The sequence below is a fragment of the Pseudomonas fortuita genome (genome assembly GCF_026898135.2).
Classification (GTDB): Bacteria; Pseudomonadota; Gammaproteobacteria; order Pseudomonadales; family Pseudomonadaceae; genus Aquipseudomonas; species Aquipseudomonas fortuita.
The window spans coordinates 4,033,082-4,047,024 of the sequence record NZ_CP114035.2; the positions used below are offsets into that span (position 1 = coordinate 4,033,082).

Annotated in this window: 16 protein-coding genes; 8 read left to right on the forward strand and 8 right to left on the reverse strand. The window is 62.2% G+C overall.

Features of this window, described 5'->3' with window-relative positions; genetic code table 11:
- Positions 1 to 104: 104 nt before the first annotated feature.
- The gene (locus tag OZ911_RS18615) at positions 105 to 752 is read left to right on the forward strand and encodes a YceH family protein (protein ID WP_016487922.1); all 648 of its coding nucleotides are present in this window, start codon (positions 105 to 107) and stop codon (positions 750 to 752) included.
- A gap of 4 nt (positions 753 to 756) precedes the next feature.
- Here the strand turns inward: OZ911_RS18615 and OZ911_RS18620 are convergent, their stop codons facing one another.
- The 8 genes from OZ911_RS18620 to OZ911_RS18655 form a co-directional block, all read right to left on the reverse strand.
- Positions 757 to 945 (reverse strand): hypothetical protein, encoded by a 189-nt coding sequence (locus tag OZ911_RS18620; protein ID WP_016487923.1) that lies wholly within the window; start codon positions 943 to 945, stop codon positions 757 to 759.
- A 155-nt stretch (positions 946 to 1,100) separates the two neighbouring features.
- Positions 1,101 to 2,663, reverse strand: coding sequence for an alkyl hydroperoxide reductase subunit F (ahpF, locus tag OZ911_RS18625; RefSeq protein ID WP_060517207.1), 1,563 nt, complete (start codon positions 2,661 to 2,663; stop codon positions 1,101 to 1,103).
- A 126-nt stretch (positions 2,664 to 2,789) separates the two neighbouring features.
- Positions 2,790 to 3,353, reverse strand: coding sequence for an alkyl hydroperoxide reductase subunit C (gene ahpC, locus OZ911_RS18630; protein ID WP_004375926.1), 564 nt, complete (start codon positions 3,351 to 3,353; stop codon positions 2,790 to 2,792).
- Positions 3,354 to 3,621: 268 nt separating this feature from the next.
- The gene (gene gorA / locus OZ911_RS18635) at positions 3,622 to 4,977 is read right to left on the reverse strand and encodes a glutathione-disulfide reductase (RefSeq protein WP_016487925.1); all 1,356 of its coding nucleotides are present in this window, start codon (positions 4,975 to 4,977) and stop codon (positions 3,622 to 3,624) included.
- Positions 4,978 to 5,076: 99 nt separating this feature from the next.
- Positions 5,077 to 5,916 (reverse strand): UTP--glucose-1-phosphate uridylyltransferase GalU, encoded by an 840-nt coding sequence (gene galU, locus OZ911_RS18640; RefSeq protein WP_016487927.1) that lies wholly within the window; start codon positions 5,914 to 5,916, stop codon positions 5,077 to 5,079.
- Between the two features lie 299 nt (positions 5,917 to 6,215).
- A complete protein-coding gene (locus OZ911_RS18645) occupies positions 6,216 to 7,133 on the reverse strand; it encodes a c-type cytochrome (protein WP_016487928.1) in 918 nt (305 codons plus the stop codon).
- A complete protein-coding gene (locus OZ911_RS18650; RefSeq protein ID WP_023047946.1) occupies positions 7,130 to 7,780 on the reverse strand; it encodes a c-type cytochrome in 651 nt (216 codons plus the stop codon). The genes OZ911_RS18645 and OZ911_RS18650 overlap by 4 nt, the downstream gene beginning before the upstream one ends.
- A gap of 77 nt (positions 7,781 to 7,857) precedes the next feature.
- A complete protein-coding gene (locus OZ911_RS18655) occupies positions 7,858 to 8,217 on the reverse strand; it encodes a hypothetical protein (protein ID WP_016487930.1) in 360 nt (119 codons plus the stop codon).
- 160 nt (positions 8,218 to 8,377) lie between these two features.
- On the opposite strand from OZ911_RS18655, the gene OZ911_RS18660 reads away from it, so the two are divergent.
- The 7 genes from OZ911_RS18660 to OZ911_RS18690 all read left to right on the forward strand — a co-directional run bounded on the left by OZ911_RS18660 (position 8,378) and on the right by OZ911_RS18690 (position 13,757).
- Positions 8,378 to 8,680, forward strand: coding sequence for a DUF1883 domain-containing protein (locus OZ911_RS18660; protein WP_016487931.1), 303 nt, complete (start codon positions 8,378 to 8,380; stop codon positions 8,678 to 8,680).
- Positions 8,681 to 8,687: 7 nt separating this feature from the next.
- Positions 8,688 to 8,858: a hypothetical protein gene (locus OZ911_RS18665; RefSeq protein WP_016487932.1), complete on the forward strand. Its 171-nt coding sequence runs from the start codon at positions 8,688 to 8,690 to the stop codon at positions 8,856 to 8,858.
- Between the two features lie 23 nt (positions 8,859 to 8,881).
- A complete protein-coding gene (locus OZ911_RS18670) occupies positions 8,882 to 9,958 on the forward strand; it encodes an NAD(P)H-dependent flavin oxidoreductase (protein WP_016487933.1) in 1,077 nt (358 codons plus the stop codon).
- A gap of 187 nt (positions 9,959 to 10,145) precedes the next feature.
- Positions 10,146 to 10,904 carry a molybdate ABC transporter substrate-binding protein gene (gene modA, locus OZ911_RS18675; RefSeq protein WP_016487934.1) on the forward strand — a complete coding sequence of 253 codons (759 nt, stop codon included), beginning with the start codon at positions 10,146 to 10,148 and terminating at the stop codon, positions 10,902 to 10,904.
- A complete protein-coding gene (gene modB, locus OZ911_RS18680; RefSeq protein WP_016487935.1) occupies positions 10,904 to 11,584 on the forward strand; it encodes a molybdate ABC transporter permease subunit in 681 nt (226 codons plus the stop codon). The genes modA and modB overlap by 1 nt, the downstream gene beginning before the upstream one ends.
- Position 11,585: 1 nt before the next feature.
- A complete protein-coding gene (modC, locus tag OZ911_RS18685; RefSeq protein WP_016487936.1) occupies positions 11,586 to 12,677 on the forward strand; it encodes a molybdenum ABC transporter ATP-binding protein in 1,092 nt (363 codons plus the stop codon).
- 57 nt (positions 12,678 to 12,734) lie between these two features.
- Positions 12,735 to 13,757: a DNA topoisomerase IB gene (locus OZ911_RS18690; RefSeq protein WP_016487937.1), complete on the forward strand. Its 1,023-nt coding sequence runs from the start codon at positions 12,735 to 12,737 to the stop codon at positions 13,755 to 13,757.
- Positions 13,758 to 13,943: the final 186 nt, after the last annotated feature.

Genomic DNA, 13,943 nt, shown 5'->3' on the forward strand with positions numbered 1-13,943 from the left:
CCATCGAAGGCAAGCCTGCGCCTGCTAGCGATGATGCCAGTGATTGCTTAAGCCAGGCGCATTACCTAGGCTAGTGGCCTTTCCCCAGCAATTGAGACAGGGCCATGTCAGAACAAGAAACCGCCGATGAAGGCCGCTTCAGCAGCGTTGAGATCCGTATTCTCGGTTCGCTGATCGAGAAGCAGGCCACCAGCCCGGAAAGCTACCCGCTGACCCTTAATGCCCTGGTCCTGGCCTGCAACCAGAAGACCAGCCGCGAGCCGGTGATGAACCTTACCCAAGGCCAGGTTGGGCAGGCCCTTCGCACACTCGAAGGGCAAGGGATGACCCGCCTGCAGATGGGCAGCCGTGCCGACCGCTGGGAACAACGGGTGGACAAGGCCCTGGAGCTGGTGCCGGCACAGCTGATTTTGATGGGCCTGATGTTCCTGCGCGGCCCGCAAACCCTCAACGAACTGCTCACCCGCAGCAACCGCCTGCACGACTTTGACGACACCGAGCAGATCCAGCACCAGCTGGAGCGCCTGATCTCGCGCGGCCTGGCCTTGCACCTGCCACGCCAGGCCGGCCAGCGTGAAGACCGCTACACCCATGCATTGGGCGACCCGGCAGAGATCGAGACCATCCTCGCTGCACGTCAACACGAAGGTGGCGCGCGCAGCAGTGGCGGCAGCGTTTCGGAAGACCGCATCGAAGCACTCGAGGCCCGCATCGCGGCGCTGGAAGCGCGGCTGGCCGAGCTGGAAGGCTAAGCCGTCACGGCTCGCGTTCGGGGAAGTTGCGGCAGCTCTTGCGTTCGGCCAGCTCCCGGTCACTGGGGCGCTGGTCGACAAACACGGCGCGGCCGTCGGCGTAGATTTCCAGGTAGCCCCAGTGCAGGTCCTGTTCTTGCTGGCCGGGCTTTGGGGGTACTAGCCACCAGGGTTCGCGGCTGATCAGGGTCATAGGCGTGATTCCTGAGGGGATCTGCACTAATCATAGACACCCTCAGCCTTCGAAGGCCCTACCGCCGGCAAACCAGCTCCCCCAGGTGCACCACAGTTTCGAATGCTGTGATCACCTGTGGGAGCTGGCTTGCCGGCGATAGGGCCAGCGCAGGCTTATGCCGGTGCCGAAGTACGAATCAGGTGGTCGAAGGCTGCCAGCGAAGCCTTGGCCCCTTCACCCACTGCAATCACGATCTGCTTGTACGGCACGGTGGTCACGTCACCTGCGGCAAACACACCCGGGATGCTGGTCTGGCCCTTGGCATCGACGATGATCTCGCCGCGCGGCGACAGCTCGACGGTGCCTTTAAGCCAATCGGTATTCGGCAGCAGGCCGATCTGCACGAAGATGCCTTCCAGCGCCACCTCGTGCTGCTGATCGGTCGTGCGGTCCTTGTAGCGCAGGCCGGTCACCTTCTCACCATTGCCCAGTACTTCGGTGGTCAGCGCGCTGGTGATCACTTTCACGTTCGGCAGGCTGTGCAGCTTGCGTTGCAACACCGCATCGGCACGCAGCTGGCTGTCGAACTCGATCAGCGTCACCTGGGCAACGATACCGGCCAGGTCGATGGCCGCTTCCACGCCTGAGTTACCGCCGCCAATCACCGCCACGCGCTTGCCTTTGAACAGCGGGCCGTCACAGTGCGGGCAGTAGGCCACGCCGCGACCGCGGTATTCCTGCTCGCCCGGCACGTTCATTTCGCGCCAGCGGGCGCCCGTGGCCAGGATCACGGTCTTGGCCTTGAGCGAGGCGCCGCCGGCCAGGCGTACTTCATGCAGGCCGCCATCGGTGGCCGGAATCAGCGCCTCGCCGCGCTGCAGGTTCATGATGTCCACATCGTATTGCTTGACGTGTTCTTCCAGTGCAGTGGCAAGCTTCGGCCCTTCGGTTTCCTGCACCGAGATGAAGTTCTCGATGGCCAGCGTATCGAGCACCTGGCCACCGAAACGCTCGGCGGCGATACCGGTGCGGATGCCTTTGCGTGCGGCGTAGATGGCCGCTGCAGCCCCGGCTGGGCCACCCCCGACCACCAGCACGTCAAAGGCATCCTTGGCGTTGATCTTTTCGGCCTGGCGAGCGCCGGCATTGGTGTCGATCTTGCCTAGGATTTCTTCCAGCCCCATGCGGCCCTGGCCGAACACTTCGCCGTTCAGGTACACGCTGGGCACCGCCATGATCTTGCGCGCTTCCACTTCATCCTGGAACAGCGCACCATCAATGGCCACGTGGCGCACATTGGGGTTGAGCACCGCCATCAGGTTAAGTGCCTGAACCACGTCCGGGCAGTTCTGGCACGACAGCGAGAAGTAGGTTTCGAAGGTGAACTCGCCTTCCAGCGCCTGGATCTGCTCGATCACCTCGGCACTGGCCTTGGACGGGTGGCCGCCCACTTGCAGCAGCGCCAGCACCAGCGAGGTGAATTCGTGGCCCATGGGTATACCGGCGAAGCGCAGGCTGATATCGCTACCCGGGCGGTTCAGTGAGAACGACGGGCGACGGGCATCTGTACCGTCCGCGCTGAAGGTAATGAGGTTCGACAAACCGGCAATTTCCACCAGCAGGTCGTGCAATTCGCGGGACTTCGCGCCGTCGTCGAGGGAGGCTACGATCTCGATCGGCTGGGTGACCCGCTCCAGGTAGGTTTTCAGTTGCGATTTAAGCGTGGCGTCCAACATACGGGCGATTCCTTTTTTTCAAAACTCGGATACAAAAACGCCCAGGCGATGTCGCCCGGGCGTTTGACGGGGCGGTAGGTATTTCAGCTTTGGCGGCTGCTTACCGCCCGCGTTATGGGCATGACCTTAGATCTTGCCTACCAGGTCCAGCGATGGCGCCAGAGTGGCTTCGCCTTCTTTCCACTTGGCCGGGCACACTTCGCCTGGGTGGGCGGCAACGTACTGGGCAGCCTTCACTTTACGCAGCAGTTCGGCAGCATCGCGGCCTACACCACCGTCGTTCAGTTCGACGATCTTGATCTGGCCTTCCGGGTTGATCACGAAGGTACCGCGATCCGCCAGGCCGGCTTCTTCGATCAGCACGTCGAAGTTGCGCGAAATGACGTGGGTCGGGTCACCGATCAGCGGGTATTGGATCTTGCCGATGGTGTCCGAGGTGTCGTGCCAGGCTTTGTGGGTGAAGTGGGTGTCGGTGGACACGCCGTAGATTTCCACACCCAGTTTCTGGAACTCGGCGTAGTTGTCGGCAAGGTCACCCAGCTCGGTCGGGCAGACGAAGGTGAAGTCAGCCGGGTAGAAGAACACGACAGACCACTTGCCTTTCAGGTCGGCTTCGCTGACCTGGACGAACTCGCCCTTGTGGTAGGCGGTGGCGTTGAACGGTTTGACTTGGCTGTTGATGATTGGCATGAGAGACGCTCCTTCATGGGGTTGGAATCAGTTGATGGATAGAATCCTAACTAATCATCCCGCTGAAGGCTCATTGGCAAAGCTCATGCTTGTGATTGGTTTTGGCTATAACCGGGGTTAATCAATAGAAGGGAATGGGCTGAGCAAAGGATTGCGCTGCATTCATTGGCCCCATCGCCGGCAAGCCAGCTCCCACAGGTACCGCGCAGGCCCATGGACTTGTGCAATACCTGTGGGAGCTGGCTTGCCGGCGATGAGGCCAGTGCCATTAACGAGTGACTGTACGCATGGTCACGAACTCTTCGGCCGCCGTCGGGTGCACGCCGATGGTTTCGTCGAATTGCTGCTTGGTCGCACCGGCCTTCAGGGCAATGCCCAGGCCCTGGATGATTTCGCCAGCGTCAGGGCCAACCATGTGGCAACCCAGCACCTTGTCAGTCTCGGCATCCACCACCAACTTCATCAGGGTCTTTTCCTGAATGTCGGTCAGGGTCAGCTTCATGGCGCGGAAACGGCTTTCGAACACCTGCACCTTGTGCCCGGCCTCCAGCGCCTGCTCCTCGGTCAGGCCAACAGTACCGATAGGCGGCTGGCTGAACACCGCCGTCGGGATGTTCTGGTAGTCCACCGGGCGGTACTGCTCCGGCTTGAACAGGCGCCGCGCCACGGCCATGCCTTCGGCCAAGGCCACCGGGGTAAGCTGCACACGGCCGATCACATCGCCAATGGCCAGGATCGAAGGCGCAGTCGTCTGGTACTGCTCGTCGACACGAATGTAACCACGCGCATCCAGCTCGACACCGGTGTTTTCCAGGCCCAGGTTGTCCAGCATCGGGCGCCGGCCTGTAGCGTAGAAAACACAGTCTGCAACCAGCTCGCGGCCGTCCTTCAGGGTGGCCTTGAGGCTGCCATCTTCAAGCTTGTCGATACGCTGGATGTCGGCATTGAATTGCAGATCGAGGCCACGCTTTTCCAGTTCTTCCTTCAGGTGCGTGCGCACCGAGCCATCGAAGCCGCGCAGGAACAGGTCGCCACGGTACAGCAGCGTGGTGTCGGCCCCCAGGCCCTGGAAGATACCGGCGAACTCGACGGCAATGTAGCCACCGCCGACCACCAGCACCCGCCTTGGCAGCGCCTTGAGGTAGAACGCTTCGTTGGAGGTGATCGCCAGTTCCTTGCCCGGGATGTCCGGGATCTGCGGCCAGCCACCGGTAGCGATAAGGATGTGCTCGGCGGTGTAGCGCTGGCCTTCCACCTCCACTTCATTGGCACCGGTCAGGCGTGCATGGCCCTGCAGCAGGGTGACGCCGCTGTTGACCAGCAGGTTGCGGTAGATGCCGTTGAGGCGCTCGATCTCGCGGTTCTTGTTGGCAATCAGGGTGCCCCAGTCGAAATGCCCTTCTTCCAGGGTCCAGCCGTAACCCGCGGCCTGCTCCAGTTCGTCCGCGACATGCGCGCCGTACACCAGCAGTTTTTTTGGCACGCAGCCGACGTTGACGCAGGTGCCACCCAGGTAGCGGCTTTCGGCCACTGCCACTTTTGCGCCGAAGCTCGCCGCAAAGCGCGCTGCGCGCACACCGCCGGACCCGGCACCAATCACGAACAGATCAAAATCGTAGGCCATGTATTCACTCTCCTAGGCAGGCGCACAGCATAACGCCGTTGGCCACTGCAAACAAAAAAGCCACCCTGAAGGGTGGCTCTCTATGACCTGCGGGGCTTATCAGTAAGCCTTGCCAGCCTTGTAGAAGTTCTCGAAGCAGAAGTTGGTCGCCTCGATGTAGCCTTCGGCACCACCGCAGTCGAAACGCTTGCCCTTGAACTTGTAGGCGATCACGTTACCTTCGGCCGCTTGCTTCATCAGCGCGTCGGTGATCTGGATCTCGCCACCCTTGCCCGGCTCGGTCTGCTCGATCTTCTCGAAGATATCCGGGGTCAGGATGTAGCGGCCGATGATGGCCAGGTTCGATGGCGCATCTTCAGGCTTGGGCTTCTCGACCATCGAGTCCACACGGAAGATACCGTCACGGATTTCCTCGCCGGCAATGACGCCATACTTGTTGGTTTCCTGCGGATCGACTTCCTGGATCGCGACGATCGAGCAGCGGTATTGCTTGAACAGCTTGACCATCTGCGCCAGCACACCGTCACCGTCAAGGTTGACGCACAGGTCGTCCGCCAGCACCACTGCAAACGGCTCGTCGCCAATCAGCGGGCGGCCGGTGAGGATCGCGTGGCCCAGGCCTTTCATTTCGGTCTGACGGGTGTAGGAGAACGAGCACTCGTCGAGCAGGCGACGGATGCCCACCAGGTATTTTTCCTTGTCGGTGCCCTTGATCTGGTTTTCCAGCTCGTAGCTGATGTCGAAGTGGTCTTCCAGGGCGCGCTTGCCGCGGCCGGTCACGATGGAGATTTCGTTCAGACCAGCATCCAATGCTTCTTCAACGCCATACTGGATCAGTGGCTTGTTGACCACCGGCAACATTTCCTTGGGCATGGCTTTGGTTGCGGGCAGGAAGCGAGTGCCGTAGCCGGCCGCCGGGAACAAGCATTTTTTGATCATATACGTCCTTAACAAAGGCTAGGCCTGTGGAATTCGCCGCAGTCTAATCAGGCGGCACTCACCTTACAATGCCCCCCGATAGCGACCGATGCCATCATAGAGATAACCCAGTGTAGATAGTTCCGGGGGATCGTAAATAATAACGTCATACATGACGGGCGGATGACAGCAAAATAAGGGTGCCTGTACCGGCCCTTTCGCGGGTAAACCCGCTCCCACAGGTACCGCATCAGGCCTGAGCTCTGCACAGATTTTGTGGGAGCGGGTTCACCCGCGAAGACGCCGGCACAGGTGCTGCATCAGCTACCGGTGCCCTGCCCGATCAGCACCCCATCTACCTTCTGACCATACAGGTTCACGCCGTCATTGGCATGGAACTTCACCCGCGTCTTCTCGATGGAGCCCTCGACCAACCGCGGGTCCTGCGGCCGTTCGTGGCGGTTGATCCACGCCGCCACGTCCCAGGCCTGCTGATCGCTGAGGCTGCCCGGCTTGCCCAGCGGCATGTTGGACTTGATGAACGACGCCGCTGTGTTGATACGGTGCATACCGGCGCCCCAGTTGTAGGACTCCTTGCCCCACAACGGCGGCATCACGTACTCACCGGCCACTTTCTGCCCTTCACCGTTGTCGCCATGGCAGATCGCGCATTGCTCGCGGTACACCTGCTGGCCACGTTTGAAGTCATAGCCGCCCTGGGGCTGCGGCACTTCCGGGTAACCCCGCCCGGCAATTTCCACCCCCGTTGGCGCCTTGGTCGAAAGCCAGTAGGCATAGGTCGCCAATGCCGTCATTTGCGGGCTGTCAGCGGCAGGTGGCTTGCCATTCATGCTGAACTGGAAGCACCCCTGGATCCGCTCGGCATAGGTATTCACCTTGTCGTTTTTCTTGCGGTATGCGGGGTACATCGGATAAGCGCCCCACATCGGCGCCGAATGCGCCAGCCGCCCCTGGTCGAGGTGGCAGTTACTGCAGTTCATGCCGTTGCCCACGGCCTCGGGCATCAGCCGGCGTGTATCGACGAACAGGGCATGGCCCTCGCGCACCATCTTGCCAAAGGCGTTGTCGGGCAACGCGTTTTCAGCGGGCGGCACGAACTGCGGCGCAGCCTGCAGGCCAGGCACGTTCAACTGCGACTGATCTTCCATGGCGATCGGCACGGCCGCCTGGGCGCTGCCCATGGCCAACAGCAACAGCGTTGGAATCATTGGTTTCACGGCTTGACCTCCTGGCTGACGGCGCGGGCGAAGAACTCGGCAACAGCCTTGATCTCCTCATCGGTCATGGCCTTGGCCACGCCAACCATCAGCTGGTTGGGGTCATTGCTGCGGCTGCCGTCACGCCAGGCATTGAGCTGGGCCACCAGGTAACTGGCAGGCTGGCCGGCCAAAGGCGGAAAGTGTTCGCCAACGCCACCGCCGCCAGGACCATGGCACTGCACACACCCCGGGATCTGACGACTCCAGTCGCCGTAAAGGGCCATTCGGGTGGTAGGGTCAACGGCGATTTGCTGGCGCCACAACTTGCTGGCGGGGTCGGCCGGCAGGCTGGCCAGATAGGCACTCACCGCCTCGATTTCATCCTCGGTCAAGGCCTTGGCCAATGGCTCCATCACCGGCTGCTTGCGGCTGCCGCTGCGCCAATCGTGCAATTGCTTGCTGAGGTAACCGGCCGGTAACCCGGCCAGACGTGGAAAGCCGGCAGCGGCGATACCTTTGCCGTCCGGGCCATGGCACCCGAGGCACGCCATGGCGGCGGGGTTGGCCCCACCCTGGGTGAAGATTTTCTGGCCCTCCACGGCATGTGCCATGGGCCCGGCCAGGACCAGCACGCCGCCGACCAGGGCGCGTCTGAACGGTGTCATCACGAATCTCCTTTTCTTTTGTTATATGTTTAGGCTTAAAACATATAAGCAAAGACAGGAAGGTCCGTTGCCTCAGATCAATGTCCGGAGATGCACTGGGTGGCCGCCGTGCGCACATCGCCCAGGCGCAGGGGGAAGTTGTTCAGCCGCTCATGCAGCTTGATGCTGCTGCCGCCGCCACGCTTGTCGATGTCCACCAGCGCCGCAGGGCCTGCCCCGGAGCTGATTTTCTGCGGCACGATCAGGCGCAGGCCGTCGCCACGTGGCTCCTCTACCAACGGATCGCGCGTATCAGCCAGCTTTAGCTTGATGCAGTCGGCATATTCACGCGGGGTCTTGCCGGAAATCACATCCAGCGTCTCGTGGGATTGCTCCAGTTCCGAAACACTCACACAACCGCCCAGAGCCAAAGACACCACCGCCACCATCCACTTCATTTAGAGCACCTCAGCCTTCAAGAATCCAGTTCGACCACAACCAGGCCGTTTTGCTCCCTGCATTGGCAGATTTAGCGGGGCCTGACCATCGAGCGCGCCAGTGTAGCGACACATCGTGGTATCTTTTGCCTTTACAGATCCAACCCTTGCGGAGCATCACATGAAATTCGTCCACCAGCGCGAGCACCTCAACGAGGACGACATCGTCGTCATCGAATGCTCCCAGCGCTGCAATATCCGCCTGATGAACGACGCCAACTTCCGCAGCTTCAAGAACGGCGGCCGTCACACCTACCACGGCGGTCAGTTTGTCGACTTCCCGGCCAAAATTACGGTACCCAGCACCGGTTTCTGGAACATCACCATCGACACCGTGACCACGCGCCCTATCTCGGTGACGCGCAAGCCAACCTTGAGCCACAAGATCAAGATCATCCGTCGCTCTTCGTCGAAACTCAGATAAGACTGCCATGACCCAGAACATCAAATACGTCATCAAATACAAGCTCGACGGCGAGCGCCGCTGGGATTTCGCCGTCATGCCCGACGCCTCGCAGGCGCAGGCCCTCGATGCCCTGCGCAAGATCCACGGCGACGACGCCGACAAGATCAGCGACATTCAGGTGAGCAAGGCACTGTAAGGCTGCGCGCCAAGGAGAACTGCATGAGCAACTGGCCCGACCGTCGTATCCTCGATCTGCTGGGCATCGAGTTGCCCATTCTGCAGGCGCCCATGGCCGGTGCCAGCGGTTCGGCCATGGCCATTGCCGTGGCCGACGCCGGGGGGCTTGGCGCCCTGCCCTGCGCCATGCTCACAGGCGAACAGGTGCGTGGCGAGATCGCAGCCTTTCGAAAGGCTTGCCCGGGCCGCCCGCTGAACCTGAACTTCTTCTGCCATCAGCCGCCAGCGCCCGATGCCGAGCGTGATGCACGCTGGAAGCAGGCGCTTGAGCCTTATTACAGCGAAACGGGTGCCGATTTCACGGCCCCCACGCCAGTGTCCAACCGTGCGCCGTTCGACGAACAAAGCTGCCAGCTGATCGAGCAACTGCGCCCGGAGGTGGTGAGCTTCCACTTCGGCCTGCCCCAGGCTGACCTGCTGCATCGGGTGAAGGCCAGTGGTGCCAAGGTCCTGTCCAGCGCGACGACGGTGGAAGAAGCAGTGTGGCTGGAACGCAATGGCTGTGACGCGATCATCGCCATGGGTTATGAAGCCGGTGGCCATCGGGGCATGTTCCTCAGCAACGACATTACCAGCCAGATCGGCACCTTTGCCCTGGTGCCGCAGGTGGTGGACGCGGTCAGCGTGCCGGTGATCGCCGCAGGCGGTATCGGTGACCACCGCGGCCTGGTGGCGGCACTGGCCTTGGGCGCTTCGGCAGTGCAGATCGGCACGGCTTACCTGTTCTGCCCCGAGGCCAAGGTTTCGCCGGCGCACCGCCAGGCGCTGGACAGCGCGCCCGCCAGCGACACGGCGTTGACCAACCTGTTTACCGGCCGACCGGCGCGTGGCATCAACAACCGCATCATGCGCGAGCTAGGGCCGATGAGCGACCTGGCACCGCGCTTCCCGCTGGCGGGTGGGGCACTGATGCCTTTGCGGGCGATCACCGATCCGCAGGGTAACAGTGACTTCAGCAACCTCTGGGCAGGGCAGGCTCTGAGGTTGGGTAGGCACATGCCTGCGGGGGAGCTGACCCGGGAGATTGCCGAAAAGGCACTGGCCTTGGTTAATCGTTAGGCATCTTCATATACAGGCTCGGCCTCTTCGCAGCACAAGGCTGCTCCTAAAAAGGTGCGGCGCCTGTAGGAGCAGCCTTGTGCTGCGAAGAGGCCGAGCCTGCAAATGCATCACCCAGCCCCTTCCCGGCAAATGGCCTATCGCTATATAGTTCAGGACATAACGATAACCCCAAGGAGCTGTCTTGATGCGTATCCGCCCCTCCCACCTGGCCGCCACCGCCTTGGCCACCCTGTTCGCCTTCAACACTGCCTGGGCCGACGAAGTCCAGGTCGCGGTCGCAGCCAACTTCACTGCCCCCATCCAGGCCATCGCCAAGGACTTCGAAAAAGACACTGGCCACAAACTGGTCGCGGCCTACGGCGCCACTGGGCAGTTCTACGCACAGATCAAGAACGGCGCACCGTTCGAAGTGTTCCTCGCCGCTGACGACAGCACCCCGAAGAAGCTTGAAGAAGAAAAGGAAATTGTCCCCGGGTCGCGCTTCACCTACGCCATCGGCACCCTGGCCCTGTGGTCGGCGAAAGAAGGCTACGTAGACGCCAAGGGTGACGTGCTGAAGAAGAACGACTACAAACACCTGTCCATCGCCAACCCGAAAGCGGCACCTTACGGCCTGGCCGCCACCCAGGTGCTGGACAAGCTGGAGCTCACCGAAGCCACCAAGGGCAAGATTGTCGAAGGCCAGAACATCACCCAGGCCTTCCAGTTCGTCTCCACCGGCAATGCCGAGCTGGGCTTCGTTGCGCTGTCGCAGATCTACAAGGACGGCAAGGTAACCAACGGCTCGGCCTGGATCGTACCGGCCAACCTGCACGACCCGATCCGCCAGGACGCCGTGATCCTTAACAAAGGCAAGGACAATGCTGCCGCCAAGGCGCTGGTCGACTACCTGAAAGGTCCGAAAGCCGCAGCGGTGATCAAGTCCTACGGCTATGAACGCTGATGCCCCTGGACGCCAGTGACCTGGGTGCCATCTGGCTGACCGTCAAGCTGGCCAGCCTGACCACGCTGATCCTGCTGGTCATCGGCACCCCCATCGCCTGGTGGCTGGCGCGCACGCGCTCATGGCTACGCGGCCCGGTGGGTGCGGTAGTGGCACTGCCGCTGGTACTGCCTCCGACGGTGATCGGCTTTTACCTGCTGATCGCCCTGGGGCCACACGGCTGGCTAGGCCAGGCTACCCAGGCACTGGGCCTGGGCAGCGTGGTGTTCAGCTTCACAGGCTTGGTGATCGGTTCGACGGTGTACTCCATGCCGTTCGTCGTGCAACCGCTGCAGAATGCCTTTGGCGCCATCGGCCAGCGACCGCTGGAAGTCGCCGCTACCCTGCGCGCCAGCCCATGGGACACCTTCGTTCATGTGGTGCTGCCGCTCGCCCGCCCCGGCTTCGTCACGGCCAGCATCCTCGGCTTCGCCCATACCGTGGGCGAATTTGGCGTGGTGCTGATGATCGGCGGCAACATTCCCGACAAGACCCGAGTGGTGTCGGTGCAAATCTTCGATCACGTCGAGGCCATGGAGTATTCGCAAGCCCACTGGCTGGCCGGTGCCATGCTGGTGTTCTCTTTCCTGGTGCTGCTCTTGCTGTACGCCGGACGCCGCGGCAAAGCTGGCTGGAGCTGACATGACCGCATCGATAGTGGCGCGCCTGAACCTGGCGCGCGACGACTTCACCCTGGACGTTGACCTGCACCTGCCCGGGCGCGGCATCAGCGCGCTGTTCGGCCACTCGGGCTCCGGCAAGACCAGCTGCCTTCGCTGCCTGGCCGGCCTGGAACGGGCCGCCAGTGCCTACATCGAGGTTAATGGCGAAGTCTGGGAAGACAGCGCCCGCGGCTACTTCCAGGCGCCGCACCTGCGCCCGGTGGGCTACGTGTTCCAGGAGGCCAGCCTGTTCCCGCACCTGTCGGTACGCGGTAACCTGGAATTCGGCTGGCGCCGGGTAGCGGCTGCTGAACGCAAGGTCAGCCTCGACCAGGCTTGCCAGCTATTGGGTATCGGCCACTTGCTGGAGCGCCGCCCGGCAACCTTGTCTGGCGGCGAGGCGCAGCGGGTGGGCATTGCCCGCGCCTTGCTCAGCAGCCCACGGCTGTTGTTGATGGATGAACCGCTGGCGGCGCTGGACGGGCCTCGCAAGCGCGAGATCCTGCCCTACCTGGAGCGCCTGCACGACGAACTGGACATCCCGTTGGTGTACGTCAGCCATGCCCAGGATGAAGTGGCGCGACTGGCCGACCATCTGGTCTTGCTTGAACAAGGCAGGGCGGTCGCCAGCGGCCCGATCGGCGAAACCCTGGCCCGCCTGGACCTGTCGCTGGCCCAGGGCGACGATGCTGGCGTGGTGTTCGAGGGCATGGTGGTGGGGCACGATCCGCACTACGACCTGCTCGACTTGCGCCTGCCCGGCAGTAGCGGGCCGCTGCTGCGCATCGCCCACCCGGCGCATACGATGGGCAGTACGCTGCGGGTCAAGGTGCAGGCCCGGGACGTAAGCCTGGCACTGGCGGCAGACAGTACGTCAAGCATCCTCAACCGCCTGCCAGTGCGTGTGCGTGATAGCCGCCCGGCGGACAACCCGGCGCATGTGCTGGTCAGCCTGGATGCCGGTGGCAATGCCCTGCTTGCGCGCATCACCCGCTTCTCGGCAGACCAGCTCGGCTTGCACCCGGGCCAGGTACTGTTCGCCCAGATCAAGTCGGTGGCCCTTTTAGGCTGAGCATCCTGCGCTCAGGTGTTGTCCATTGATCAGTGACCCGATCAAGGCCCGCACCCTATGCTCGACTGCCCCCTGCCGCGCACGCTGCATTACGTTGACGACAGCCAGCCGGGCCTGACCCGGCGACGCTGGCGCGACCGTTTCATTTACCTGGATCCCGATGGCCAACGGGTACGCGACAGCGAAACCCTTGCGCGCATCGCCGCCCTGGTAATCCCCCCGGCCTATACCGATGTGTGGATCTGCACCGACCCGCAGGGCCACCTGCAGGCAACCGGCCGTGATGCCCGTGGCCGCAAGCAGTACCGTTATCACGCGCAGTGGCGCGAACTGCGCGACCAGCACAAGTACGGGCGCATGCTGGCCTTCGCCAAAGCGCTGCCCAAGCTGCGCGCGCAACTGGAGACCCACTTGGCTCGCCCAGGGCTGGACCGGGAAAAAGTCATGGCGCTGGTGGTGAGCCTGCTGGACCACACCCTGATCCGCATCGGCAACCAGCGCTACCTGCGCGATAACCAGTCGTACGGCCTGACCACCCTGCGCAACCGCCACGTACAAGTCAAAGGCAGCACCATCCGCTTCCAGTTTCGCGGCAAGCGCGGCGTCGAACACAATGTCACCCTCAACGACCGGCGCCTGGCCAGCCTGCTCAAACGCTGCATGGAGTTACCTGGGCAAGCGCTGTTCCAGTACCTGGATGAAGACGGCCAACGCCACAGCGTAGGCTCGGGTGAGGTGAACCAGTTTCTGCAGCAACTGACCGGCGCGGACTTTACCGCCAAGGATTACCGCACCTGGGCCGGCAGCAGCCTGGCGCTGGACTTACTTAAACCGCTGGCCTGGGAGCCGGAAAGCGAAGCCAAACGCCAGGTCGCGGCGATAGTCCGCCAGGTCGCAACGCGCTTGGGTAATACGCCGGCAGTCTGCAGGCGCTGCTATATCCACCCGGCAGTACTGGAGCACTATGCACTGGGGCGTTTGGCCAGTTTGCCAAAAAACCGTGTACGCAAAGGCCTGGACCCCGAAGAAGTGGCATTATTGCTGTTTCTTCAGGCGCTTGAGGAACAGGATGACCATTAAGCCTGTCTATCTAGCCCATGATGCGAAGAAATTTCCCATTAGCGTCCAAGCCCCCTATCCTTGCCATCGAGCACCTCGGCCGACAAACCGTTGACGGTTTGCACCGGCCCCTGCAAGTGAAGACACGCAACAGAATTTGTCTGTCTGGGAATTCTTATCCGCCGAAAGCGTCTTTAATGAGAAGGA

Excerpts from the sequence above, each read along its gene's own strand:
- ahpF (WP_060517207.1), bottom strand. The coding sequence starts at position 2,663 with ATGTTGGACGCCACGCTTAAATCGCAACTGAAAACCTACCTGGAGCGG.
- OZ911_RS18650 (WP_023047946.1), bottom strand. The coding sequence starts at position 7,780 with ATGACACCGTTCAGACGCGCCCTGGTCGGCGGCGTGCTGGTCCTGGCC.
- modA (WP_016487934.1), top strand. The coding sequence starts at position 10,146 with ATGCGTATCCGCCCCTCCCACCTGGCCGCCACCGCCTTGGCCACCCTG.
- modC (WP_016487936.1), top strand. The coding sequence starts at position 11,586 with ATGACCGCATCGATAGTGGCGCGCCTGAACCTGGCGCGCGACGACTTC.
- OZ911_RS18690 (WP_016487937.1), top strand. The coding sequence starts at position 12,735 with ATGCTCGACTGCCCCCTGCCGCGCACGCTGCATTACGTTGACGACAGC.
- OZ911_RS18660 (WP_016487931.1), top strand. The coding sequence starts at position 8,378 with ATGAAATTCGTCCACCAGCGCGAGCACCTCAACGAGGACGACATCGTC.
- ahpC (WP_004375926.1), bottom strand. The coding sequence starts at position 3,353 with ATGCCAATCATCAACAGCCAAGTCAAACCGTTCAACGCCACCGCCTAC.
- OZ911_RS18620 (WP_016487923.1), bottom strand. The coding sequence starts at position 945 with ATGACCCTGATCAGCCGCGAACCCTGGTGGCTAGTACCCCCAAAGCCC.
- OZ911_RS18665 (WP_016487932.1), top strand. The coding sequence starts at position 8,688 with ATGACCCAGAACATCAAATACGTCATCAAATACAAGCTCGACGGCGAG.
- gorA (WP_016487925.1), bottom strand. The coding sequence starts at position 4,977 with ATGGCCTACGATTTTGATCTGTTCGTGATTGGTGCCGGGTCCGGCGGT.
- OZ911_RS18655 (WP_016487930.1), bottom strand. The coding sequence starts at position 8,217 with ATGAAGTGGATGGTGGCGGTGGTGTCTTTGGCTCTGGGCGGTTGTGTG.
- modB (WP_016487935.1), top strand. The coding sequence starts at position 10,904 with ATGCCCCTGGACGCCAGTGACCTGGGTGCCATCTGGCTGACCGTCAAG.
- OZ911_RS18615 (WP_016487922.1), top strand. The coding sequence starts at position 105 with ATGTCAGAACAAGAAACCGCCGATGAAGGCCGCTTCAGCAGCGTTGAG.
- galU (WP_016487927.1), bottom strand. The coding sequence starts at position 5,916 with ATGATCAAAAAATGCTTGTTCCCGGCGGCCGGCTACGGCACTCGCTTC.
- OZ911_RS18670 (WP_016487933.1), top strand. The coding sequence starts at position 8,882 with ATGAGCAACTGGCCCGACCGTCGTATCCTCGATCTGCTGGGCATCGAG.